Below are 21,991 nucleotides of genomic sequence, written 5' to 3' on the forward strand. Positions count from 1 at the left end.
AGCGGCGTCATCCCCGGTACGCCCGGGGGTGGCGCCGCCAGTCATTTCAGCCCCGCTCAGGCCTCGGCGGTGGATTCTCCACCGAATGACCCTCAAAGGCTTCGGCGGTGGATTCTCCACCGAATGACCCCGCACAAGGTGGCAGATCCACCGCCGCGGGTCGCGCGGGATGAGGTGCCTAGGCTGAAGCCGTGAGCATCCTGATCCAGGCGCCGGAGCTGATGTCCTCGACCGAGCGGGTCGTCCTGCTCGACGTCCGCTGGAAGCTGGGCGGCCCTCCGGGTCATGACGACTACCTCGCCGGCCACCTGCCCGGTGCCGTGTTCGTCGGTCTCGACACCGAGCTGGCGGCACATGGCGAGCCCCAGGACGGCCGGCACCCGCTGCCGTCGGTCGAGTCGCTGCAGGCTGCAGCCCGGCGATGGGGCATCCGCGAGGGCGACACCGTCGTGGCGTACGACGACAACGGCAACCTCGCGGCCGCCCGCGCGTGGTGGCTGCTCCGGTGGGCCGGCTTCGACGACGTACGCCTGCTCGATGGCGGCCTGAGCGCCTGGGTCGCCGCCGGCGGGTCGCTGGAGACCCACGACGTCGTGCCGGAGCCGGGCGACGTGTCCCTCGACGGTGGGCACGCCCAGACGATCGACATCGACGGTGCAGCGTCCTATCCCGGGGTGCTGCTCGACGCGCGAGCCGCCGAGCGATTTGCCGGTGAGACCGAGCCGATCGACCCCAAGGCGGGCCACATCCCGGGCGCCATCAGTGCTCCGACGACCGACAACCTCGACGCCACCGGCCGCTTCCGTCCGGCCGAGGAGCTGCGCCGCCGTTTCGAAGCGCTGGGCGTACGCGATGGGGTCGACGTCGCGGCCTACTGCGGGTCCGGGGTCACCGCGGCCCACGAGGTCGCAGCGCTCGCGATCGCCGGGTTCGACGCTGCGCTCTATCCGGGATCGTGGTCGCAGTGGAGCAACCACGACGACCGCCCGGTCGACACAGGGACGGCGCCCTAGCCGGGAGCGGAGCACCCGCCCGCTGCCGGTAATCTCGGGCCTCATGTTGGTCAAGGGCAGGCTGCCGCGGATCGGCTTGCTGGGCCCTGCGTTCATCGCCGCCGTGGCGTACGTCGATCCGGGCAACGTCGCGACCAACGTGACGGCGGGCTCCAAGTTCGGCTACACCCTGGTCTGGGTCGTCGTGATGGCCAACGTCATGGCGGTGCTCGTGCAGTACCTCTCGGCCAAGCTCGGCATGGTGACGGGGATGTCGCTCGCCGGCCACATGGGTCAGCGGCTGCCGACCGGGCCACGCATCGCCTACTGGCTCCAGGCCGAGGCGATCGCGATCGCGACCGATCTCGCCGAGGTCGTGGGCGGCGCGATCGCCCTCAACCTGCTGTTCGACCTGCCGCTCGAGCTGGGCGCCGTCGTCACCGCCGCGGTCGCCATGGTCGTCCTGCGCATCGGCGACCTGCGCGGCCAGCACACGCTCGAACGGGTCATCGTCGGGTTCCTGGCGTTGATCGCGGTCGGGTTCATGGCGGGCCTGTTCGTCGACCCGCCGGAGGCCGGGCCCCTGGCGACGGGGTTGCTGCCGACGTTCGACGGCACCGACAGCGTCCTGCTCGCGTCGGGCATCATCGGCGCGACCGTCATGCCGCACGTCATCTATCTGCACTCGAGCCTCACGATCACCCGCCTCGACCGCCGGGGCGAAGGGCTCAGCGTGCGCGAGCTCCTGTCGGCGACCCGCACCGATGTCGTGCTCGCGTTGATCCTCGCCGGCATCCTCAACCTGTCGCTGCTCGTCGTCGCCGCCTCGAGCCTCGACGGGCTGCCCGGCACCGACACCCTGCAGGGAGTCCACGCGGTGGTGACGTCGGAGCTCGGCGCCGGCGTCGCCCTGCTGTTCGCGGTCGCCTTGCTCGGGTCCGGGCTGGCCTCGACCTCGGTCGGCAGCGCGGCCGGCGCGGAGGTCATGAAGGGTCTGCTGGGCGTACGGCTGCCGATCCTCGTCCGCCGCGTCGTCACCCTGATCCCGGCGCTCGTCGTGCTCGCCCTCGGCGCCGAGCCCAGCAGGGCGCTCGTGATCTCCCAGGTCGTGCTCTCGATCGGCATCCCGTTCGCGCTGGTCCCGCTCGTGGTGCTGACCGCACGCACCGACGTGATGGGCGAGTACGTCAACGCACGTCGCACCACGGCCGCGGCGTGCGTGGTGGCCGCGATCGTCATCGCCCTCAACGTCTCGTTGCTCTGGCTGACGTTCACCGGCTGACCCGCGTCGACGTGCGACGGCCGATCGCCGGTGGCACGCTGACGCCATGAGTCCCGGCCCGCTCACCGTCCGATCCATCGTGCTCGACAGCACCGACATCCGCCCGCTGGCCGAGTTCTATCGCCAGCTCCTCGGCCTGGTCTATCGCGCCGGCGACGAGCCACCACAGCCCGGCGGCCAGGATCCACAGGGCACCGACTGGCTCGTCCTGAGGGGCGGCGATGGTGGCGTGCAGCTCGCGTTCCAGCAGGTCGAGTCGCTGCCCGAGGCGACCTGGCCCGAGGGCCCCGTGCCGCAGCAGCTGCACCTCGACCTCACGGTCGCCACGATCGCGGACCTCGACGCCCACCACGCACGTGCCCTCGCGCTCGGCGCCCGGCTGCTCCTCGACCGCCATGACGATCCCGACGAACCCTTGTACGTCTACGCCGACCCCGCCGGCCACCCGTTCTGCATCTTCGTGGCCGATCCGCTCACGGCCTTGACCCCTCCGGCGCTGGAGAACTGACCCGCCAACCCCGATCATGGACTCATGCCTGAGCTTCCCGAGGTCAATGCGCTGGTCGAGTTCCTCGACAAGGAGACCGCCGGCGCCGTCGTGGCCGGCATCGAGCTGGCGTCGTTCGCGGTGCTGAAGACGTTCGACCCACCGGTCTCCGCGCTGTCGGGGCTCGCGGTCACGGGTGCCAGCCGGCACGGCAAGTTCATCGACATCGACGTCGACGGCATCCACATCATCGTGCACCTGGCCAAGGCGGGCTGGCTGCGCTGGTCCGAGCAGCTGCCGGACACCAAGCTCAAGCTCGGTGCCAGCAACATCGCCGCCCGCGTACGCCTCGACCGTGGCGACGGCCCGCACATCGGCTTCGACGTCACCGAGGCCGGCACCCGCAAGGGCCTGGCGATGTACGTCGTCCGCGACCCCTCCGAGGTGCCCGGTATCGCCGCCCTCGGTCCTGAGCCGCTCGAGCCGGGCTTCGAGCTGCGCCCCCTGTTGGCCCGACGCATGCAGGTCAAGCGGCTGCTGCGCGACCAGAAGATCATCGCCGGTGTCGGCAACGCCTACAGCGACGAGATCCTGCATGCGGCGAAGCTGTCGCCGTTCGCGATCGCCGAGAACCTCAAGGAGGACGAGATCGTACGTCTGGAGGCCGCCGTGCAGGACATCCTCCGCGAGGCCGTCGAGGAGGCGCGCGGCAAGCCGGCCGAGGAGCTCAAGGACGACAAGCGCACGCGGATGCGGGTCCATGGCCGCGCGGGTGAGAAGTGCCCCGTGTGCGGCGACACCGTGCTCGAGGTGACCTACTCGCAGTCGGCGCTGCAGTACTGCCCGACGTGCCAGACCGGCGGCAAGCCCTTGAAGGACCGGACGACGAGCAAGTTCCTCAAGTGAGGGCGACGCCCGCCGGGTTTTGAAGCGTTGCGCAGGTTGAGGTCGCGTTTTTCCTGCGCAAGGCTTCAAAAGTTGGCGGTTAGCCCTGCGGGTAGCCCTGGCGGGCAGCCCGGCGGTCAGCCCGGCGGTCAGCCTGCGGCGACCAGTCCCACGGCCAGGGCGGCGAAGACCAGGCCCACGGCCTGCCAGCGCAGGATCCTCTCGCGCAGCAGCACCGATGCCAGCAGCACCGTGCTCGCCGGGTAGAGCGACGAGATGACCGACACGATCGACAGCAGGCCGTGGTGCGTCGCATAGAGGAACGCCCCTTGGGCGGTCGCGCCGAGCGGTCCCATGACCACCGCGCCCCAGACGCGTCGACCCCGTGGCACCCACGCATGTCCGAGGACCGTGGCGGTGACGACGACCCCGAGCACCGACGTGAGCTGGGAGAGCGCGAGGGGGTAGAGCCCGGCGTCGTCGCCGACCTGGCCGAGGAACGTGAACAGCAGGCCGAACCCGACGCCGGCGAGGATGCCGTCGACCACGCCCCCGCGATGAGCCTCGTCACCGCCACCGTCGTCGACCCGCGAGATGAGCGCGATCGCCGGGAACGCGAACACCACGCCCAGCATCGCGGTCCAGGACGGTCGGTCGCCCGTCGCGAGCCCGACGGCGACGGGGATCAACGCCGTGCCGATCGCGGACAGCGGGGCGACGACCCCCATTCGTGCCGTCGCCAGCCCGCGGTAGAGGAACGCGACACCGAACCCACCGCCGAGGCCGGCCAGCGCGCCGTACGTCAGGTCGGTGCTGCTCGGCGACCCGGCGATGATGACCGCGGCGAGCAGGCTGAGCACGCCGGACGAGGTCTGGCCCACGATCGCGACCTGCCACGGCGACGACCGCTTGGCGAAGATCCCACCGAGGAAGTCCGAGACGCCATAGGACAGCGCCGACAGGAGGGACAGAGCGATGGCCACCTGCGCAGCCTAAGCGCGGTCGCCGACAACGGGCGACCGCTGGCATCGCTACGTACGATTGAGGCATGAGGTTCGCCAAGTCGTTCGGGTCGCAGGCCAACACCGCCGTCGGCGGGTTCGCCTCGCGCGTCGACGACCGGACCGGCGAGGTGGCGCACCGTGTCGCCGGGGTCATCGCCGTCGCAGTACGCGTGCTACGACTGCCCACTGCGGTCCTGCAGGTCGTCCCCGTGCCGTTCATCGCCGCCACGCTGGCGCTCGGCCTGGTCGCCGACGGTGGCGTACGCGTCGTCGTGCTCGTGGCGGGGGTGCTGATGGCTGTCGTCAGCGGCGCGTTCTGGGGCCGCCGCCGGGCGATCCTGCGGGCCGTGGAGGAGCCGGACAAGCTGGCCACCGAGCTCGGCATCGCGATCAGCCTCAGCGACAAGGTCGACGAGACCCGAGGGGCGCTGGAGCGGGTCGCCGGCGGTGGTGGCTGGCGGCTCTTCGACCGGCTCAAGGGTGCCTGGGGCGGCATGTCGATGACCGGCCGGTGGATCGACGGCGTCGGCGACCTGCCCCGCGCGCGCTACTTCGTGCCGCCGAGGATCGGCACGACCGTCACGATCACGATCGCCGCACTCTGGCTGGTGCCGATCTCGATCGTCGTGGCGTTGTTCGCCCTGATCGGGACCATCGCCGGATCCCTCTGACCCGTCGTGTCCGGCACCATCAGGATCGGGATCTCGGGGTGGACCTACGCGCCATGGCGCAAGGTGTTCTATCCCGAAGGCCTGCGGCAGAAGGACGAGCTCGAGTACGCCGCGAGCAAGATGACGAGCATCGAGATCAACGGCTCGTTCTACTCGCTGCAACGACCCGAGAGCTATCAGGCCTGGCGGGAACGTACGCCCGAGGGTTTCGTGTTCGCCGTCAAGGGCGGCCGGTTCATCACCCACATGAAGAAGCTCGCCGACGTCGACGCACCGCTGGCCAACTTCTTCGCCTCCGGCCCCCTGGCCCTCGCCGACAAGCTCGGTCCGGTGCTCTGGCAGCTGCCGCCGACGCTGGGCTTCGACGCCGAACGACTCGTGAGCTTCTTCGAGCGACTGCCCCGCACGACGACCGCGGCAGCGGCGCTCGGTGCGCGGCATGACGAGCGCGTGGCGGGCCGCTCCTACCTCGACACCCCTGTGGAGCAGCCGATCCGCCACGCCGTCGAGGTCCGGCACGACTCGTTCCTCGCCCCGGAGTTCCTCGACCTGCTCCGCGAGCACGACATCGGGCTGGTCGTCGCCGACACCGCCGGCAAGTGGCCGTTGATCCGCGAGGTGACGGCCGACTTCGCGTACGTACGCCTGCACGGCGACACCGAGCTCTACGCGAGCGGCTATTCCGACGCGGCGCTCGACGAGTGGGCGGCGCTGATGCGCGGCTGGGCCGAGGCCGGCGCCGACGTGTACGCCTACTTCGACAACGACATGAAGGTGCGCGCGCCCTTCGACGCCATGAGCCTGATCGAGCGGCTCGCCGATCTCGGCCCATGGCGCCCGGGGACTAGCGGACCTTGATCGTCAACGAGGTCGAGTACGACGTACGGGCCCGGACGCTGCCGAGGTAGTACGCCCGCACATGGTGACTGCCCTTGCCCAGCTTCTTGGTGATGCGGACGCTGGCGTTGCCGCTGGACAAGGTCCCGGTCCCGACGATCGTCGATCCCTGCTTGAGGACGACCTTGCCGGTGGGGGTGGTCCCCGTCGCACGAACCTTGATCGCGACCCGGATGCGGTGGCCGCTGTCCGCCGATCGCGAGTACGAGGAGCTCGGGTAGCCCTTGGTCGTCGACGCCCTGGTCGTGTACGCCCACAGCTCGCGGCCGGCCGCCGCGTCCGCGCCGGCCAGGAAGAGCGTGTTCGCGACGCGGCCGAGGATCGTCGGGCTCCACGGCACGCCACCGGTGCTCGACATGCTGACGCGGGAGACGCCGCCGATCAGGCCGTTGGCACGCCACAGGCTCGCACCGTGCGTGGCATCGGCTGCCGTGAACCAGAGCTTGCCGGCCACTACGCGCAGGTCGCGCGGTGAGCTGTTGCTCGTGCCGGTGTTGATGCTCTTGACGAGGGTCACGTCTCCCGCGACTCCGCGGGTGCGATAGAGCTCCGAACCGAGCGCGGCGGTCGATCCGCTGAAGTAGACCCAGCCGCCGTAGACCGTCCAGCCGATCGGGTTGGCGTCCGAGCCGCCGCCCTGGACGTTGCCCAGGACGGTCGTGCCCGCGTCGGACCCGTCGGTGCTCCACAGCTGCGGACCGGACGTCGACGTGGCGCCGAACAGCACCTTGCCGTTGTACGCGAAGAGGTTGCGCGGGACGCTCGAGGTGGAGCCGGGGTAGATGTTCTTCACGAGGCCCGCGTTGTCCGGCGTGCCGTTCGACTTCCACAGCTCGAGGCCGTACGTCGGGTTGGTGGCGGTGAACAGGATGTTGCTGCCGAGCACCGTGAACTGGTCAGGGCTCGAGCTGCCGCTCCCCGAGTACAGGTCGCCCAGCGAGAACGTCGTCGGCCCGGTGCCGCTGCTGATCCAGGGCTCGAACCCGTCCCCGTTGGCACTGCTGCCGAACGCGACCTTGGTGCCCACTGCCGTGAGGTTGTCGATGCCTGTCGAGCCGCTGAAGTTCGACACCTGCGCCGGGGGCGCCGCAGGTCCGATGGCAGGCTTGGCCGCCAGCTTCCAGAGCTGGTCGGTGCTGCCGGTCGGGTTGGCGACGAAGTACAGCTTCGATCCGGCGACGGCCATCTCGAGGGGCTCGGTGTTGAAGTTCGGCTTGATGTCCATGATCCGGGTGGTGCCGGCCGCGGTGCCGTTCGTCGCCCAGAGGCTGATGCCGTGCACGCCGTCGTTGGCCTGGAAGTACACCTTGCCGTCGAAGGCCGTGAACCCGCTCGGGTCGGACGAGGTGTTGAGGTCGGGGCTGATGTCCTTGAGCAGCTTGGTGCCGGCCGTGCTGCCGTCGCTGATCCACGGCTCGGCTCCGATCGCGTCGGTGCTGTACGCCCCGAAGACGAACCGTGATCCGAGCGCCGCACCTTCGGTGATGTCGGCCTTGGCGGTGCCGGGCGCGATGTTCCGCACCCGGTGGACTGCGCCGTCGTAGTTGGCCGCCGGAGCGGGCGCGGCGAGGAAGCCGACGGTGAGTGCTCCGATGGCGGTCGCTGCGAGAAGGGGCACGGTGCGGCGCATGGATGAGCCTTTGATCGATGGGGGTCGGCCGACGCTCAGAGGTGCACCAAGCAAAGGTCTAGATGATTGGCAACGCTAGCAGGCGGGCAGCCTGCGCGGACGACATTGCGACAATCTGTGGCGAACCGGTACGGATGTACCGGTTCGACCGGGCTGCGCCGCGGCTCCTACGGGCGTGCCCCGGAGCCGATGAGCACCTGCATCGCGGGAGCGTGGAGGCGTACGACCTCCTCGATCGGCGCCTCCGTGAGGGGCGGCATCTGCACGACGTAGCGCAGTGTCGCCATGCCGATCAGCTGGCTCGCGATGAGTGCCGCACGCAGCTCGCGGTCGTCGCCCTCGAGCACCTTGAGGAGCGACGCGATGAGCACCTCGCGGGCCAGCTGCAGCATCGGCGCCTGGGAGTCCTGCGTGCTCAGTGTCGTGCGGTACATCGAGCTGAAGACGTCGCGGTGGGGATCCCAGGCGGTGAGGAACGTGCGCAGGAGGCGTTCTGCCATGCCGTCGGGGCCGTCCTCGATAACCGAGGCGATCTTCTCGACCGGGTTGACGGGCAGCTCCATCGTCGCGACGAGGAGGCCCGCCTTGTCGCCGAAGTAGTGGCTGATCAGGCTCACGTCGACGCCGGCGTCGCGGGCGATCGCGCGCATCGAGGTGCCGCTGAATCCTTGCGCAGCGAAGTTGGCCCGGGCGGCGTCGAGGATCGCGGTGCGTCGGTCCGCCGCGTCCCCGGCCGGCGGGCGCCCGCGCGTACGTCTGGCCGTCACGGCGTACGACGCCGAAGTGTCAGCGAGGCGCCCGTCAGGGCCAGCGCGCAGCAGCCGACAAGGATCACGAGGTCCGTGACCAGGGTCGAGGTGAAGTCGCTCGTCGACCCCAGCTCGCTGAACGCATCGGCTGCATAGCTCATCGGCAGTGCGTCGGACAGCCGGTGCAGGACGTCGGGCATCGAGTCGCGGGGGGCGAGGAGCCCGCAGAGCAGCAGCTGCGGCACGACGACGAGCGGCATGAACTGGACGGCCTGGAACTCGGTGACCGCGAACGCCGACATCAGCAGGCCGAGGGCCGTGCCCAGCACCGCGTCGACGACCGCGAACAGCACGACGGCCCACGGTGTGTTGACCTCCATGTCGAGAAGCCAGATCGCGACCGCAGAGGTGACGAGCGCCTGGCCGAGCGCCGCTGCGCCGAACGCGACGCCGTAGCCGCCGATCAGCTCACCACGCCGCAACGGCGTCGTCAGCAGCCGCTCGAGCGTGCCGGACGTCCGTTCACGCACCATGGTCACCGACGTCACGAGGAACATCACGACGAACGGGAAGATGCCGAGCATCTGCGGGCCGACGCGGTTGAAGATCGCCGGGTTGCCGTCGTAGACGTACTTGAACAGGAGCAGCAGCACCGACGGCAGGACGACGATCATGCCGATGCTGCGCGGGTCGTGGCCGAGCTGCTGCAGCACCCGACGTGCCGTGGCGAACGTCCTCGTCATGCTGCCGCCTCGGCGAGGGTCAGGAAGGCCTGTTCGAGGTCGTCCTGGCCGGTGTCCGCGCGCAGCTCGTCGGGTGTCGAGTCGGCGATGATGCGGCCCTCGCGCATCAGGAGCACGCGGTCGCAGCGGCCGGCCTCGTCCATGACGTGACTCGAGACGAGCAGCGTCCTGCCCTGGTCGGCGAGGCGCTTGAAGAGCTGCCACAGGTCGCGGCGCAGCACGGGGTCGAGGCCCACGGTCGGCTCGTCGAGGAGGTAGAGCTCCGGGTCGGCCAGGAGCGCTGCGGCCAGCGAGACCCTCGTGCGCTGCCCGCCGGACAGGTCGGCCACGAGGGCGTCGGCCTTGTCGGCGAGGCCGACGTTGTCGACGGCTTCGCGTGCCGCCGCCTCGTCGCTGCCGATGAGGGCGGCGAAGTAGAGGAGGTTCTGCATGACGGTCAGGTCGGGATAGACCGAGCTGGCCTGGGTGACGTAGCCGACGCGTCGCCTGGCATCGGGGCGGCCGGCCGGCCCGTCGAGCACCGTGACGGTGCCGGCCTTGACGACCTGGATGCCGGCGATGGCGCGGATCAGCGTCGACTTGCCGCAGCCGCTGGGACCGAGCAGTCCCGTGACGGAGCCGCGCGGGACCGACACGGTGAGGTCGGGCAGCACGGTGGTCCTGCCGCGGATGACCGTGAGTCCCTCGATCTGGACTGCTGGACTATTCAACATACGTTGAATATAAGATCTGGCCCAGGCTCGGTCAAGCCGGGGCCCGGCCCTACTTCTTGACGGTGAACGTCTTGCTGACCGACGAAGAGGCGCCGATCCTGTTGAAGGCGTACACGTAGACCCGGTTGGTGCCGGCCTTGAGCTTGCTGCGGAGCAGCGTGTACGACCGGGTGGTGACGACCTTGTTGTAGAGCGTCGTCGTGCCCTTCTTGACCACGACCTTGTACTTCGTGATCGGTGTTCCACCGTTGTTGATCGGGGAGTTCCAAGTGACCCGGCGGCTCGACGACGTCGACGAACCGGAGATCTTGATGTTGCGCGCCGCCGTCGGCTTCGTGAGCGGGATCAGGGGAGCGAACGTGAAGACTGACGGCGCGTTCGCGACGTCGGTCGAGTACTCGTTGACGACGTGGACGTTGCGGTTCGTGTCGACTGCGACACCGGTGGGGTACGAGATCCCAGCCCCGCTGAGTCGCTTGATCGGGAAGGCGTCGCCTTGGGTGCCCGGAGCGAAGACCGTGACGGAGCCGTTGCTGCCGTCGGTCGCATTGGTCACGTAGAGGTTGTCGGAGGAGTCGAGCGCCAGCGAGGAGGCGCCGTGCAGGTGCGTGTTGGGGCCGGTGATGGTGCGAATCGGCGGCGTGGCTGACTCGGTGTTGGCGGCGTAGATCGCGATGTTCTCGTTGCCGTTCCCGCCGTTGAGGTTGGCGACGTAGATCAGGCCCTTGCTGTCGATCACGATGCTCGTCGGGTTGTTGATCCCGTCGGTGATCGTCCTGATGGGCTCGATGTCGCCGCCACGGCCTGCGCCGTAGACGCGGATCGTGCTCGTGCTGTTGATGTTGGCGACGTAGACGTCGCCGTTGGCGGCCACGGCCACGTCGCTGGGTGACGAGAGGCCGGTGTTCTTCATGCCGCCGATCGTCGTGTACGGCGAGCTGCTCGAGGTGTCCTTGGGGAACACGCTGACGGTTGCCGTCGAGGAGTCGGCGACCCAGATCCGCCCCTTCGCGTCGTAGCTGACGCCCTGCGGTCCTGACAGGCCCGACCGGCTGGTGTCGAGGATCGAGCCGTCGGCGAGGCCGTATCCGGTCGAGTTGAACTCATTGTCCTTGAGGACCTTGACCCGCGAGAACGTGTTGTTGGACTCCGCGATCGCGAACTTCGACGGGTCATCCGCCGCCGTGGGGTTCGGATCGACGGCGATGTCGGTGGGGTGGGTGAGACCGGCGCCGTTGAACGTCGTGGATCGCGTCGGCGCGTACGAGACGTCGTAGGTGTCGGCGTGGGCCGGGGTCATGGTCAGGCACGAGACGGCCAGGCCGGCGGCGGTCAGGGCCGCGAAGTTGCGCATGGGAGTGGGCATGACGAAGGAACCTAGCGGGATCGCAGGGTGCTGGTGAGGGTTTTCGACGAGATGTCTTGAAGTGTTCACGCGGCCGGCACTACGTGACATCGCCGATGTCATGGTCCTACTGTTCACGCATGGACATCCGAGGACTGGCCCTGCTCCCCGTACGCGTGACGGTCGCCGCGACGCAGGCGACGCTCGGCCTCGGCCAGCTCGCGTCGCCCCAGGGGCCGATCCTGCGTGAGGGGGGCTACGGCACCCGGCTGGCGCAGATCTTCGGCGAGGGTGGCCTGCTCGAGCAGCTCAACCGGATCCTTGCCGACGAGCGCGGGCCCATCGGGCTCGCCAACACCCTCGCCGACCTGACCGCCGACGACAGGCCGGTCGGCAAGGCGCTGGCTCGTGACGGCCTGCTCGACCGGATGGCCGATGAGGAAGGCCCGTTCGTACGCCTGTTGGAGGCCGGGGGGCCTCTGGACCGGGCGCTGGGCGAGGACGGCCCGCTCTATCGCCTGCTCGCTCCCGGTGGCCCGCTCGACCGGCTGCTCGCCGAGGAGGGCGCGATCGACCGCATCCTCGCGGAGGGCGGCCTGATCGACCAGCTGCTCGCCGAGCAGGGAATCCTCGAGAAGCTGCTGGCGCCCGGCGGCACGCTCGACCAGCTCATCGAGCTGGGCGCCACGTTCGACGCGATCGTCCCGCGGCTCGAGGCCTTGGGCAACGCGATCCCCAACCTCAACTCCGCCGTCAACATCCTGAGCGGCGCCGTCGAGCCCTTGGGCGCGCTCGCGGGCCGGTTGCCCGGCGGTCGCCGGCGGCCGGCGGTGCTCGACCCCGCCGTCAGCGACTAGAGGCGCCCACCTTGAGTCCCGGAGGATGATCGATGGCAGGACCACTCCGGAGGAGGCTCACATGAGCAGCACGCCAGGGATCGTCGTCGTCGGAGCCGGGTTGGCCGCGGCCAAGGCCGTCGAGTCCATGCGAGAGGCCGGGCACACCGGCGCCATCACGTTGATCGGCGAGGAGCCGGATCGCCCGTACGAGCGACCGGCGCTGTCCAAGGACTATCTGCAGGGCAGCGGGTCCCGGGACGACCTGTTCGTCCACCGGGAGGAGTGGTACGCCGAGCACGACGTCGCGACTCGGTTCGGTGAGGCCGTGGCATCGATCGACCGCGAGGCGCGCACGGTGGCACTCGCCTCGGGTGACAGCGTGCCGTACGAGCGCCTGCTGATCGCCACGGGTTCACGGCCGCGCACGCTCGAGGTCCCGGGCGCGGACCTCGACGGCGTGGTGTCGTTGCGACGCATCGGCGACAGCGACCGCATCCGTGAGGCATACCAACGTGCCTCGAGCGTCGTGATCATCGGCGCCGGATGGATCGGCCTCGAGACGGCCGCCGCCGCACGTGCCGCCGGCCTGCAGGTCACGGTCCTGGAGTACGCCCCGCTGCCGCTCGGCCGGGTGCTGGGTGAGGAGCTGGCGACCTACTTCGCCGACCTCCACCGGCGCAACGGCGTCGACCTCCGCACGTCGGTCGAGGTCACCGCGATCACTGGCACCGACGGACGGGTCACTGGCGTCCAGGCGGGCGGCGAGGAGCTCGCGGCAGACCTCGTGATCGTCGGCGTCGGCATCAGCCCCAACGCCGAGCTCGCCGCCGAGGCCGGGCTCGAGGTCGACAACGGCATCGTCGTCGACGAGCACCTGCGCACGTCCGACCCGGCGATCTACGCCGCCGGCGACGTGGCCAACGCCTACAACTCCACCGTCGGCGACCGGTTGCGGGTCGAGCACTGGGACAACGCGATCCGCCAGGGGCAGCTCGCCGGGCGCACCGTGCTGGGCCGCGACGACGCATACGACTGGCAGCCCTACTTCTACACCGACCAGTTCGACCTCGGGATGGAGTACGTCGGCCGTGGCAGCGCGAGCGACGACGTCGTGATCCGGGGAGACAAGGCCAGCGGTGAGTTCATCGCGTTCTGGCTCGACGGCGACCGCGTCACCGCCGGCATGAACGTCAACGTCTGGGACGTCAACGACGACCTGCGGGCCCTCGTCGGGAGTAGCGTGGATCGCGCGAGGCTCGCCGATCCCGACGTGCCGCTCACCGAGGTGGTGCCGAGATGACGCCCGACCAGGACCGTTTCAAGCACCTGCCCAAGCGCGTACGCCTCGAAGACACCATCACGACAGCCGAGACCGAACCGGTGCCCGACCCTGACGGTGATCGTGACCCCGACCGTGACTTCCTGATCCGCTACGGGCTCGGTGGCGTCTGACTGACGGTGGGAGTGGCTCCCTACTGTTGTCGGTGTGCCTGAACTCTTCGAGCCCCTGACGCTGCGCGGCGTCACCGCCCGCAACCGCATCTGGCTCGCGCCGATGTGCCAGTACTCGTGCTTCGATCGCGACGGGATGCCCAACGACTGGCACCTCGTCAACCTCGGCCAGCACGCGACCGGAGGCTTCGGACTCGTGATGACCGAGGCGACCGCCGTGGTGCCCGAAGGGCGGATCAGCCCCGAGGACACCGGCATCTGGTCCGACGCGCACATCGAGCCGTGGCGTCGGATCGCCGAGTTCGTACGTGGTCAGGGTGCGGTCGCGGGGATCCAGCTGGCGCACGCTGGCCGCAAGGGCTCGACGTGGGCACCGTTCGCCGAAGGTGACGGCACGGTGCCGGAGGCCGACGGGGGCTGGACCGCGGTGGGCCCGTCGGCGCTGGCGTTCGAGGGCTATGAGGTGCCGCGGGCCATGACGACCGAGGAGGTCGCCGGGCTGCCGCAGGCGTTCGCGGACGCTGCGGTGCGAGCCGACCGGGCGGGGTTCGACGTCGTCGAGGTCCACGGTGCTCACGGCTATCTCCTCCATGAGTTCCTCTCGCCGCTCGCCAACCAGCGCACGGACCGCTACGGCGGTACGTTCGACAACCGCACGCGGCTGGTCGTCGAGATCGTCGACGCCGTCCGTCAGGTCTGGGACAAGCCGTTGTTCGTACGCCTCTCGGCGTCGGACTGGGCTGACGGCGGGTGGAACGTCGAGGAGACCGCGCGGCTCGGTGCCGTGCTCAAGCAGCACGACGTCGACCTGCTCGACGTGTCGTCCGGCGGCGCCGTGGCGCACCAGAAGATCGACATCGGCCCGGGCTACCAGGTGCCGTTCGCCCGTGAGGTGCGCGAGGTCAGCGGCCTCCCGGTCTCGGCCGTGGGTCTGATCACCGAACCGCTGCAGGCGGAGCAGGTGCTCCACGACGGCTCGGCCGACGTCGTCATGCTCGGCCGGGTCGCAATCCGCGAACCCGCCTGGCCGCTGCGGGCCGCCCACGAGCTCGGCGTCGCACCCAAGGACGCGCCCTATCCGCCCCAGCACGCCCGCGGCGCCTGGCGGTGACCTAGGTCGTACGCGCGGCCTCGCGGTTCGACCCAGCTCACCGCCGCCACGGTCGCGGTTCGACCAGGCTCACCGCCGCCACGGTCGCGGTGACCCAGGTCGTACGCGCGGCCTCGCGGTTCGAGCTGTTCCACCGCTCAACGGGCGGTACGGCGGCGCCGGTACGACCGATAGGATCGGGGTGTGAGCGAAGCCCCCCGCCTGGACACCGTCGCCGTCGCCGAAGCCACCCCGGACAAGCCGCAGCCGTGGTCCGAGCTGGGCCTCCGTGAGGAGGAGTACGACAGCATCCGCGAGATCCTCGGCCGCCGCCCGACCGGGGCCGAGCTGGCGATGTACTCGGTGATGTGGAGCGAGCACTGCTCCTACAAGTCGTCCAAGGTGCACCTCAAGAAGTTCGGCGACCTGCCGCAGGAGACACCCCTCGGCAAGACCCTCGCCGGCATCGGCGAGAACGCCGGCGTCATCGACATCGGCCAGGGCTACGCCGTAACGTTCAAGGTCGAGTCGCACAACCACCCGTCCTACGTCGAGCCCTACCAGGGTGCGGCGACCGGCGTCGGCGGCATCGTCCGCGACATCCTCGCGATGGGCGCGCGTCCGGTCGCGGTCATGGACCCGCTGCGCTTCGGCCCGCTCGACGCGCTCGACACCCGCCGCGTCATGCCCGGCATCGTCGCCGGCGTCGGCGGTTACGGCAACTGCCTCGGCCTGCCCAACATCGGCGGCGAGGTCGTGTTCGACGACACCTACGTCGGCAACCCGTTGGTCAACGCGTTGTGCGTCGGCGTGCTCCGCCACGAGGACCTGCACCTCGCCTTCGCCAGTGGCGTCGGCAACAAGGTCGTCCTCTATGGCGCCCGCACCGGCGGCGACGGCATCGGCGGCGTCTCGGTCCTCGCGTCCGAGACGTTCGACGCCGACGGACCGGCCAAGCGACCCAGCGTCCAGGTCGGCGACCCGTTCATGGAGAAGCTCCTGATCGAGTGCACCCTCGAGCTGTTCCGCGCCCAGGTCGTCAACGGCATCCAGGACCTCGGCGGCGCCGGTCTCTCCTGCGCGACCAGCGAGCTGGCCTCGGCCGGCGACGGCGGCATGCATGTCGAGCTCGACACTGTCCCGTTGCGCGACTCGACGCTCTCGCCCGAGGAGATCCTCATGAGCGAGTCGCAGGAACGCATGATGGCCGTCGTCGAGCCGCACCACCTCGACGCGTTCATGGCGATCTGCGAGAAGTGGGACGTCGAGGCGGTCGTCGTCGGCGAGGTCACCGACGGCGACAACCTCGTCATCGACTGGCACGGCCAGACCGTCGTCGACGTGCCGCCCCGCTCGGTCGCGCACGACGGCCCGACCTACCACCGCCCCTATGCACGCCCCGAGTGGCAGGACGCCCTGCAGGTCGACGGTGCCGAGCAGCTCGCCCGCCCGGCCACGGGTGACGAGCTCCGGGACCAGGTCGTCGCGGTGATCACCTCGCCCAACCTGGCCGACAAGTCCTGGGTCACCGACCAGTACGACCGCTACGTCCAGGGCAACACGGTCCTGGCCCAGCCCGAGGACGCCGGCGTCATCCGCATCGACGACGAGACCCACCTCGGCGTCGCGGTGTCGACCGACTGCAACGGCCGCTTCGCCAAGCTCGATCCCTACGTCGGCGCGCAGCTGGCGCTCGCGGAGTCCTACCGCAACGTCGGCGTGACGGGTGCCCTGCCCCTCGCCGTCACCGACTGCCTCAACTTCGGCTCACCCGAGAACCCCGACGTCATGTGGCAGTTCGAGCAGGCGACGCACGGCCTCAAGGACGCCTGCGAGGTGCTCGGCATCCCGGTCACCGGCGGCAACGTGTCGTTCTACAACCAGACCGGTGAGACGCCGATCCTGCCCACGCCGGTCGTCGGCATCCTGGGCGTCATCGACGACGTACGCACGCGCATCACGCAGGGCTTCGTCGCCGCGGGCAGCCACGTGCTGGTGCTCGGCGAGACGCGCGACGAGCTCTCCGGGTCTTCGTGGGCCGACGTGGTCCACGGCCACCTCGGCGGCCGGCCTCCGGTCGTGGACCTCGAGGCCGAGCGCGCCCTGGCCAACCTCATGGTCGAGGCGGCCAAGACCGGCGTGGTCGAGGCGGCACACGATCTCTCCGACGGCGGCCTGGCGGTCGCCCTCGCCGAGGCGTCGTTCCGCAACGGCGTCGGCGTCACGGTCGAGCTCGACGACCCGTTCCTCGATCTCTTCAGCGAGTCGGCCGCCCGCGCGATGGTCGTCGTCGCCGAGGACCGGCACGACGAGTTCGTGTCGCTGGCCGAGCAGCACGGCGTCGAGCTGGCCTCGGTCGGACGTACGGGCGGCGACGTCATCGAGGTCGCCGGCCAGTTCAGCGTGCCGGTCGCCGAGCTCAAGGCGGCCTGGCAGGCGACGATCCCCGCGGTCCTGGGCGCGCACGTCGCCTGATGGCTCGCAGGCCGACGCCGCTGTCGCACGAGGAGTTCGCGGCGATCTGCCGCCGGCTCGACGAGGGCGAGCCGACGCGGGCTGACCTCAAGGCGGCGACGATGCACCTCGTCGCGCTGCTCGTGGCCCGGGCGCCGGGCGCCAGCGTCGAGGTCCGCATCCCGCCGTTCGCGGCGGTCCAGTGCATCGCAGGCGCCCGGCACACGCGCGGCACTCCGCCCGCGGTGGTCGAGATGGACGCCCCGACCTGGATCGCCCTGGGCCGCGGCCGCCTGCAGTGGGCCGATGCCACGGTGCGCGCCTCGGGTGAGCGATCCGACCTCTCGCCGCTGCTGCCGCTCGATGAAGCCTGAGATTTCACCCAGTTCCGGCAAAACCGTCACAAGAAGACAAACCGTCCCGTTATGCTTCTCCGGTCAGGGAGGGAAACCGACATTCACCATCAGGCGCACTCATGACGACTGGCAACACCGATCCTGCCGAGCAGTGGTCCGACCTGCTCTCGAGCCTCACGGGACCCCGACGGGAAGCCGTCGTCGCGGCGCTGCGGTCCTCTGCTCAGCAGGGCTGGCCGGCAGACCGCGAGGCCGTACGCCTCCTGGTCGCCTACGCCAACGGTGAGATCGACGCGCAGGACTACGCCGTCGGGATCGTGGTGTCGCTCGGCGGTCACGAGAACGTCGTGCAGCCGCAGAGCCCGCCGATCGACCGCCCTTGGGCGCAGCAGCTCGCCGAGCAGGCGTGGGCCGCGCCGCAACAGGCCGCGCCATCACCGGCCCCGCCTGCGCCGGCGCCGGTGGCCTCGTTGACGCCCGAGTCCCGCATGACCCGCGAAGAGGCCGTCGCCGCCTACGTCTCGGGACGCATCCCCGTCGAGGAGTTCCTCCGCGTCACCCGCGGCGTCTCCGCCTAGCGCCGGGCAGCCATCGCGCGAGCCGGGTAGTTCGTCGTCACCATCCAGACGTCCGGGTCGTTCATCCAACGTTCGAGCTCGTCCTGACGGTCGACCGTCCACACCAGCAGTGGCAGGCCCCGCTTGCGGGCGTACGTCTTGAGGGTCAGCCGCGCCACGACCTTGTGCGACACCACGAGATTGGCCCCGCTCAGCAGGACCCGAAGCCGCGGGAACGCCGACTCGATCTTCACGAGCTTCCTGACGAACCAGTTGCTCGTGCCCGCCCTGGCGCTCGACGACAGGCCGACCAACAGGTCGGGCGCATGCACCTTCGACCACCGGCGTATGCGCCTGACGGACGAGTCCTCGGCGGTCGTGATGATCGCCTGGTCCGTGCCGAGAGCATCGATGATCTGCTCGACCAGCGCGATCTCGTCGCCGCGCACCTTGAGGTCGACATGCGCCCTGATCCGGCCGCGGATCAGGGCGAGCACCGCGTCGAGGTCGACGAGCCGCGACGCCGAGAACTCGTCGTGCCGGTGCCTGGCGATCGAGCGGCGCACCGAGTCGTCGTCGATCTCGTCGTCGTGGAAGATGACCGGCCGGCCGTCGGCGGTCAGGCGTACGTCGAACTCCACGAAGTCGCAGCCGAGGGCGATCGCGGCCTCGAACGCCGCCAGGGTGTTCTGCGCCGTGCGGTCGTCTGCGGCACCCCCGCGGTGCGCCGACACGAGAGCCATGCGGAGGGCTAGCCGAGCTTGCCGCGCTGGAGCAGCGACCACACGGACTTCTCGGCCGTCGAGTACTGCGTCAGCCCGTTGGCCTTGCGATACGCCTTGACCGCCGTGATCGTGCTGGAGTCGAAGATGCCGGTCAGCCGCGGGTGCAGGCCGGCGGCGATCAGCGCCCTCTGGAGGCGCCACACCGACAGCCCGACGGTGCCCTGCTTGAGCACGTGGGGGATCGGTCCGGCCGAGAGCAGCGCGGTCCACGTCGGCCGTGTGGTGTGGCCGACCGGCGCCCAGCCCTTGGTCTTGCGGAACGCGTCGATCGCCTTGGCCGTCGCGGAGCCGAACGTCTCGTTGACCGTGGTCAGGAAGCCCTGCTCATGCAGCAGGCACTCGAGGGCGGCGACCTCGGGGCCCTTGCTGCCGACCGAGAGCTGCGGATAGGACGTGAACGACATGGCCACGCCGCACGGCCTGGCGTCCTTGACCGCGACCGAGCCCCTGCCGACGTCGAGGAAGTCCTTGTCGATGTTGATCGACTTGCCGCCGTACGTCATGGTCACGCCGTTGTGGTACTGGTGGATGCGCTGGTGGTCGGCCCAGCCGTCGTCGGCGAGATAGGGCCCGCCGTCGGTGTCGGCGACCTTGTTGGTCCACGCGATCCAGAGCTGGTCAGGCTTGGTGAAGCTCGGGCGCTCGGACGTGCGGGCCGCATCGATCGCTGCGATCGCCGCCGAGCCGCTGGAATAGACCCCGGACTTGTAGCCATGGTCGTGCAGGTACTCGGTCCACGCGTCGACGAACTCCAGCACGACGTTGTCGCACTTGGCTGTCCGGGCGTACCACTCGAGGTCGAGGTAGGAGTAGCTCCCGGCCCCGAAGCCGTACTTGACCAAGGCCGCGATGGTCTCGGCGGCGTCCTCGCGGGCCTGGGAGCGCGCCAGTGAGACGGTGTAGGACATCCGCTTCTTCTGGACCCGGCTGTCGGGGTTGTTGACGAAGCACGGCGCCTGCCGGCCCACGTGGATCGGCATGAAGCGCCAGCCGTTGGCGGCGTTCGTGGCGACCCACGCCTTGCTGAGGTTGGGCTGGTAGGCGTCGCCGCAGTAGCGAGAGCTGCCCGAGACGTAGATGCCGATCGCGGTGAACGGCGAGCGGAGGTTCCAGGCGTCCATCGTCGACTGGTTGGGGGCGACGCACGCGTCGAAGCCGTGGCCGGTGAAGTCACCGGGGGCTCGGGGCGCCGCAGAGGCGGGCGAGGACAGCAGGAAGGTCGCGGCCAGGCCGGTCAGGATGCCGGTGATCGTGAGCCGCGAGGTGGGGGAAGGCACCAGGCGCATCCTTAGAGGGTACGGCCAAGGGCCCGCCACGTCAGGGATATCCGGCTCAGGGGTTGCGGTCGTGCGCGCGACCGGGGATAGGCTTGGGCCGGGCGTGGTCCCGGTCCCTCCCCTGGATGATCGGGGCCACGTTCACCGTCGCCGGTTGAGCTGTCCTTTCGCCGGTTGAGCCTGTCGAAGCTCACACCTGCCGCGCGCGATCGCCCCAGTACGGCTTGCGCAGGTCCCGTTTGAGGATCTTGCCCGACGGATTCCTCGGGAGCGCGTCGACGATGTCGATCGAGCTCGGGGTCTTGTAGCCGGCGAGCCGCTCGCGGGCGAACGCGATGAGCTCCTCGGCCGGCACGGCCCGGTCGGGCTTGAACGCCACGACCGCCTTGACGGTCTCGCCCCACCTGTCGTCCGGGACACCGATGACCGCAAGCTCCTGGATCGCCGGGTGCTCGGCGAGGACCCGCTCGACCTCGGGGGAGTACACGTTCTCCCCTCCCGTGATGATCATGTCCTTGATGCGGTCCTCGATGAACAGGAAGCCGTCCTCGTCGGTCCGGCCGAGGTCGCCCGTGCGGACCCAGCCGTCGGGCGTGATGAGCTCGGCGGTGGCCTCGGGCTTGCCGAGGTAGCCGATGGTGGCCTGCGGCGTACGGAACCAGACCTCTCCGGACTCGCCCTGCGGCACGTCCTCGAGCGAGACGGGGTCGACGATCCGCATCTCGGTGTGCGGCACCGGTCGCCCGGCCGACACCAGTCGCTCGGGGTGGGCGGCATCGCGGTGCGCGGCGTCGTTGAGCACCGTGACGACACCGCCGAACTCGGTCATGCCGTACACCTGCTGGAACTCGGTGTCGGGCCAGGCCTCCATGGCTGCGCGGAGCACCGGCAGTGGCATCGGCGCGGCGCCGTAGCCGAGTGACTTCAGCCTGCTGAACAGGCCCATCACCTGCGGACCGGCGGCGATCAGGGCGGTCACGACGGCGGGCACGAGGAAGGCATGGGTGCAGCCGGCCATGACGCCGGCGGCCAGCAGTGCGCCGTCGACCTCCGGCACGATGTAGGCCGTCGCGCCGATGACGGGGGCCTGCAAGGCGTACGAGGTGCCGCCGACGTGGAACATCGGCATCGCGACCAGCAGCATGTCGCCCTCGCCGTACGACGCGTCGCCCAGCCCGTTGACGCTGTGCTCGACCATGGCGTGCTGGCTGAGCTGGACGCCCTTGGGCCGGCCGGTCGTGCCGGAGCTGTACATCACGACGCAGACGTCGTCGGGCTGGACCGCCGGATCCCGGTCGTTCGGGGTCGCCGCCGACTGCCAGGCCTCGAGCTCGTCATGGTCACCGCCGATCACGATGACCTTCCTGACGTGCTCGAGGCGGTCGCGCACGACGTCGAACTGCTCCAGCAGCTGGTGCCCGACGAACACCACCTCGGCCGCGCAGTCGTTCAGCACGTAGTCGAGCTCGTCCCCGGCCAGCCGCCAGTTGACGACCGTCGTCGCGGCGCCCAGCTGGCAACCGCCCAGGATGACCTGGAGGACGGCGGGATCGTTCTTGGCGAGGATCGCGACCCGGTCGCCGCGGCCCACGCCATCGGCCCGGAGCGCTCCGGCGGTCCGGCGTACGGACTCCCACGCCTCGGCCCACGTCCAGGTGTGTTCGCCGAAGATCCAGCACGGCTTGTCGGGCCGCTCGTCGGCACGATGCGCGAGGAAGTCCGGCAGGTAGGTGGCGGGCGGGATGGCGATCGACATGGCGCTCCTCGACGACGTGACGTGGAT

Annotated in this window: 22 protein-coding genes; 13 read left to right on the plus strand and 9 right to left on the minus strand. The window is 70.0% G+C overall.

Annotation, left to right across the window (positions count from 1 at the left end; translation table 11 throughout):
- Positions 1–191 precede the first annotated feature (191 nt).
- The 4 genes from ASC61_RS09015 to ASC61_RS09030 all read left to right on the plus strand — a co-directional run bounded on the left by ASC61_RS09015 (position 192) and on the right by ASC61_RS09030 (position 3,667).
- Complete coding sequence (locus ASC61_RS09015) at positions 192–1,013, plus strand: sulfurtransferase (RefSeq protein ID WP_200935415.1); 822 nt, start codon at positions 192–194, stop codon at positions 1,011–1,013.
- A gap of 79 nt (positions 1,014–1,092) precedes the next feature.
- Positions 1,093–2,274 carry an Nramp family divalent metal transporter gene (locus ASC61_RS09020; protein WP_442854217.1) on the plus strand — a complete coding sequence of 394 codons (1,182 nt, stop codon included), beginning with the start codon at positions 1,093–1,095 and terminating at the stop codon, positions 2,272–2,274.
- Between the two features lie 46 nt (positions 2,275–2,320).
- Positions 2,321–2,782 (plus strand): VOC family protein, encoded by a 462-nt coding sequence (locus ASC61_RS09025; RefSeq protein ID WP_056211123.1) that lies wholly within the window; start codon positions 2,321–2,323, stop codon positions 2,780–2,782.
- A 24-nt stretch (positions 2,783–2,806) separates the two neighbouring features.
- Positions 2,807–3,667 carry an Fpg/Nei family DNA glycosylase gene (locus tag ASC61_RS09030; protein ID WP_056211125.1) on the plus strand — a complete coding sequence of 287 codons (861 nt, stop codon included), beginning with the start codon at positions 2,807–2,809 and terminating at the stop codon, positions 3,665–3,667.
- A 128-nt stretch (positions 3,668–3,795) separates the two neighbouring features.
- Here ASC61_RS09030 and ASC61_RS09035 read toward each other — a convergent pair whose 3' ends face one another.
- Positions 3,796–4,629 (minus strand): DMT family transporter, encoded by an 834-nt coding sequence (locus ASC61_RS09035; protein WP_056211127.1) that lies wholly within the window; start codon positions 4,627–4,629, stop codon positions 3,796–3,798.
- A 65-nt stretch (positions 4,630–4,694) separates the two neighbouring features.
- Between ASC61_RS09035 and ASC61_RS09040 the strand changes: the two genes are divergently transcribed.
- Together ASC61_RS09040 and ASC61_RS09045 are read left to right on the plus strand one after the other, a co-directional pair.
- A complete protein-coding gene (locus ASC61_RS09040) occupies positions 4,695–5,321 on the plus strand; it encodes a hypothetical protein (protein ID WP_056211129.1) in 627 nt (208 codons plus the stop codon).
- A 6-nt stretch (positions 5,322–5,327) separates the two neighbouring features.
- The gene (locus ASC61_RS09045) at positions 5,328–6,179 is read left to right on the plus strand and encodes a DUF72 domain-containing protein (RefSeq protein WP_056211131.1); all 852 of its coding nucleotides are present in this window, start codon (positions 5,328–5,330) and stop codon (positions 6,177–6,179) included.
- Here ASC61_RS09045 and ASC61_RS09050 read toward each other — a convergent pair.
- The 5 genes from ASC61_RS09050 to ASC61_RS09070 form a co-directional block, all read right to left on the minus strand.
- Positions 6,166–7,848 (minus strand): Ig-like domain repeat protein, encoded by a 1,683-nt coding sequence (locus tag ASC61_RS09050; protein WP_056211133.1) that lies wholly within the window; start codon positions 7,846–7,848, stop codon positions 6,166–6,168. The genes ASC61_RS09045 and ASC61_RS09050 overlap by 14 nt on opposite strands.
- A gap of 167 nt (positions 7,849–8,015) precedes the next feature.
- Complete coding sequence (locus ASC61_RS19940; RefSeq protein WP_056211134.1) at positions 8,016–8,615, minus strand: TetR/AcrR family transcriptional regulator; 600 nt, start codon at positions 8,613–8,615, stop codon at positions 8,016–8,018.
- A complete protein-coding gene (locus ASC61_RS09060; RefSeq protein ID WP_056211137.1) occupies positions 8,612–9,340 on the minus strand; it encodes an ABC transporter permease in 729 nt (242 codons plus the stop codon). The genes ASC61_RS19940 and ASC61_RS09060 overlap by 4 nt, the downstream gene beginning before the upstream one ends.
- Positions 9,337–10,053, minus strand: coding sequence for an ABC transporter ATP-binding protein (locus ASC61_RS09065; RefSeq protein WP_056211139.1), 717 nt, complete (start codon positions 10,051–10,053; stop codon positions 9,337–9,339). Before ASC61_RS09065 ends, ASC61_RS09060 begins: the two co-directional genes overlap by 4 nt.
- 49 nt (positions 10,054–10,102) lie before the next feature.
- Entirely contained in the window at positions 10,103–11,419 is a 1,317-nt protein-coding gene (locus ASC61_RS09070) for a hypothetical protein (protein ID WP_162243660.1), read from the minus strand.
- A 119-nt stretch (positions 11,420–11,538) separates the two neighbouring features.
- Here ASC61_RS09070 and ASC61_RS09075 point away from each other — a divergent pair, with 119 nt between their 5' ends.
- The 7 genes from ASC61_RS09075 (at position 11,539) to ASC61_RS09100 (ending at position 18,167) form a co-directional block, all read left to right on the plus strand.
- Positions 11,539–12,255 (plus strand): hypothetical protein, encoded by a 717-nt coding sequence (locus ASC61_RS09075; RefSeq protein WP_056211144.1) that lies wholly within the window; start codon positions 11,539–11,541, stop codon positions 12,253–12,255.
- Positions 12,256–12,316: 61 nt separating this feature from the next.
- Positions 12,317–13,537, plus strand: coding sequence for an NAD(P)/FAD-dependent oxidoreductase (locus tag ASC61_RS09080; RefSeq protein WP_056211146.1), 1,221 nt, complete (start codon positions 12,317–12,319; stop codon positions 13,535–13,537).
- The gene (locus ASC61_RS20070; protein ID WP_200935416.1) at positions 13,534–13,689 is read left to right on the plus strand and encodes a hypothetical protein; all 156 of its coding nucleotides are present in this window, start codon (positions 13,534–13,536) and stop codon (positions 13,687–13,689) included. The genes ASC61_RS09080 and ASC61_RS20070 overlap by 4 nt, the downstream gene beginning before the upstream one ends.
- Before the next feature lie 34 nt (positions 13,690–13,723).
- The gene (locus ASC61_RS09085) at positions 13,724–14,800 is read left to right on the plus strand and encodes an NADH:flavin oxidoreductase/NADH oxidase (RefSeq protein WP_056211148.1); all 1,077 of its coding nucleotides are present in this window, start codon (positions 13,724–13,726) and stop codon (positions 14,798–14,800) included.
- 183 nt (positions 14,801–14,983) lie between these two features.
- The gene (gene purL / locus ASC61_RS09090; RefSeq protein ID WP_082530551.1) at positions 14,984–17,254 is read left to right on the plus strand and encodes a phosphoribosylformylglycinamidine synthase subunit PurL; all 2,271 of its coding nucleotides are present in this window, start codon (positions 14,984–14,986) and stop codon (positions 17,252–17,254) included.
- Positions 17,254–17,607 carry a sterol carrier family protein gene (locus ASC61_RS09095; protein ID WP_056211150.1) on the plus strand — a complete coding sequence of 118 codons (354 nt, stop codon included), beginning with the start codon at positions 17,254–17,256 and terminating at the stop codon, positions 17,605–17,607. Before purL ends, ASC61_RS09095 begins: the two co-directional genes overlap by 1 nt.
- 101 nt (positions 17,608–17,708) lie before the next feature.
- Entirely contained in the window at positions 17,709–18,167 is a 459-nt protein-coding gene (locus ASC61_RS09100) for an antitoxin VbhA family protein (RefSeq protein WP_056211153.1), read from the plus strand.
- Here ASC61_RS09100 and ASC61_RS09105 read toward each other — a convergent pair.
- The 3 genes from ASC61_RS09105 to ASC61_RS09115 all read right to left on the minus strand — a co-directional run bounded on the left by ASC61_RS09105 (position 18,164) and on the right by ASC61_RS09115 (position 21,964).
- Entirely contained in the window at positions 18,164–18,889 is a 726-nt protein-coding gene (locus ASC61_RS09105) for a glycerophosphodiester phosphodiesterase (RefSeq protein WP_056211154.1), read from the minus strand. The two genes, ASC61_RS09100 and ASC61_RS09105, sit on opposite strands and share 4 nt — an antisense overlap.
- Positions 18,890–18,897: 8 nt before the next feature.
- A complete protein-coding gene (locus tag ASC61_RS09110) occupies positions 18,898–20,208 on the minus strand; it encodes a glycoside hydrolase domain-containing protein (RefSeq protein WP_162243661.1) in 1,311 nt (436 codons plus the stop codon).
- A 190-nt stretch (positions 20,209–20,398) separates the two neighbouring features.
- Positions 20,399–21,964, minus strand: coding sequence for a long-chain-fatty-acid--CoA ligase (locus ASC61_RS09115; RefSeq protein ID WP_056211158.1), 1,566 nt, complete (start codon positions 21,962–21,964; stop codon positions 20,399–20,401).
- Positions 21,965–21,991 lie beyond the last annotated feature (27 nt).

The organism is Aeromicrobium sp. Root344 (assembly GCF_001425755.1).
GTDB lineage: Bacteria > Actinomycetota > Actinomycetes > Propionibacteriales > Nocardioidaceae > Aeromicrobium.

What these genes read in the sequence shown, in the direction of transcription:
- ASC61_RS09025 (WP_056211123.1), top strand. Translation starts at nt 2,321, where the DNA reads ATGAGTCCCGGCCCGCTCACCGTCCGATCCATCGTGCTCGACAGCACC.
- ASC61_RS09030 (WP_056211125.1), top strand. Translation starts at nt 2,807, where the DNA reads ATGCCTGAGCTTCCCGAGGTCAATGCGCTGGTCGAGTTCCTCGACAAG.
- ASC61_RS09040 (WP_056211129.1), top strand. Translation starts at nt 4,695, where the DNA reads ATGAGGTTCGCCAAGTCGTTCGGGTCGCAGGCCAACACCGCCGTCGGC.
- ASC61_RS09050 (WP_056211133.1), bottom strand. Translation starts at nt 7,848, where the DNA reads ATGCGCCGCACCGTGCCCCTTCTCGCAGCGACCGCCATCGGAGCACTC.
- ASC61_RS09060 (WP_056211137.1), bottom strand. Translation starts at nt 9,340, where the DNA reads ATGACGAGGACGTTCGCCACGGCACGTCGGGTGCTGCAGCAGCTCGGC.
- ASC61_RS09065 (WP_056211139.1), bottom strand. Translation starts at nt 10,053, where the DNA reads ATGTTGAATAGTCCAGCAGTCCAGATCGAGGGACTCACGGTCATCCGC.
- ASC61_RS09070 (WP_162243660.1), bottom strand. Translation starts at nt 11,419, where the DNA reads ATGCCCACTCCCATGCGCAACTTCGCGGCCCTGACCGCCGCCGGCCTG.
- ASC61_RS09075 (WP_056211144.1), top strand. Translation starts at nt 11,539, where the DNA reads ATGGACATCCGAGGACTGGCCCTGCTCCCCGTACGCGTGACGGTCGCC.
- ASC61_RS09080 (WP_056211146.1), top strand. Translation starts at nt 12,317, where the DNA reads ATGAGCAGCACGCCAGGGATCGTCGTCGTCGGAGCCGGGTTGGCCGCG.
- ASC61_RS20070 (WP_200935416.1), top strand. Translation starts at nt 13,534, where the DNA reads ATGACGCCCGACCAGGACCGTTTCAAGCACCTGCCCAAGCGCGTACGC.
- ASC61_RS09095 (WP_056211150.1), top strand. Translation starts at nt 17,254, where the DNA reads ATGGCTCGCAGGCCGACGCCGCTGTCGCACGAGGAGTTCGCGGCGATC.
- ASC61_RS09100 (WP_056211153.1), top strand. Translation starts at nt 17,709, where the DNA reads ATGACGACTGGCAACACCGATCCTGCCGAGCAGTGGTCCGACCTGCTC.
- ASC61_RS09105 (WP_056211154.1), bottom strand. Translation starts at nt 18,889, where the DNA reads ATGGCTCTCGTGTCGGCGCACCGCGGGGGTGCCGCAGACGACCGCACG.
- ASC61_RS09115 (WP_056211158.1), bottom strand. Translation starts at nt 21,964, where the DNA reads ATGTCGATCGCCATCCCGCCCGCCACCTACCTGCCGGACTTCCTCGCG.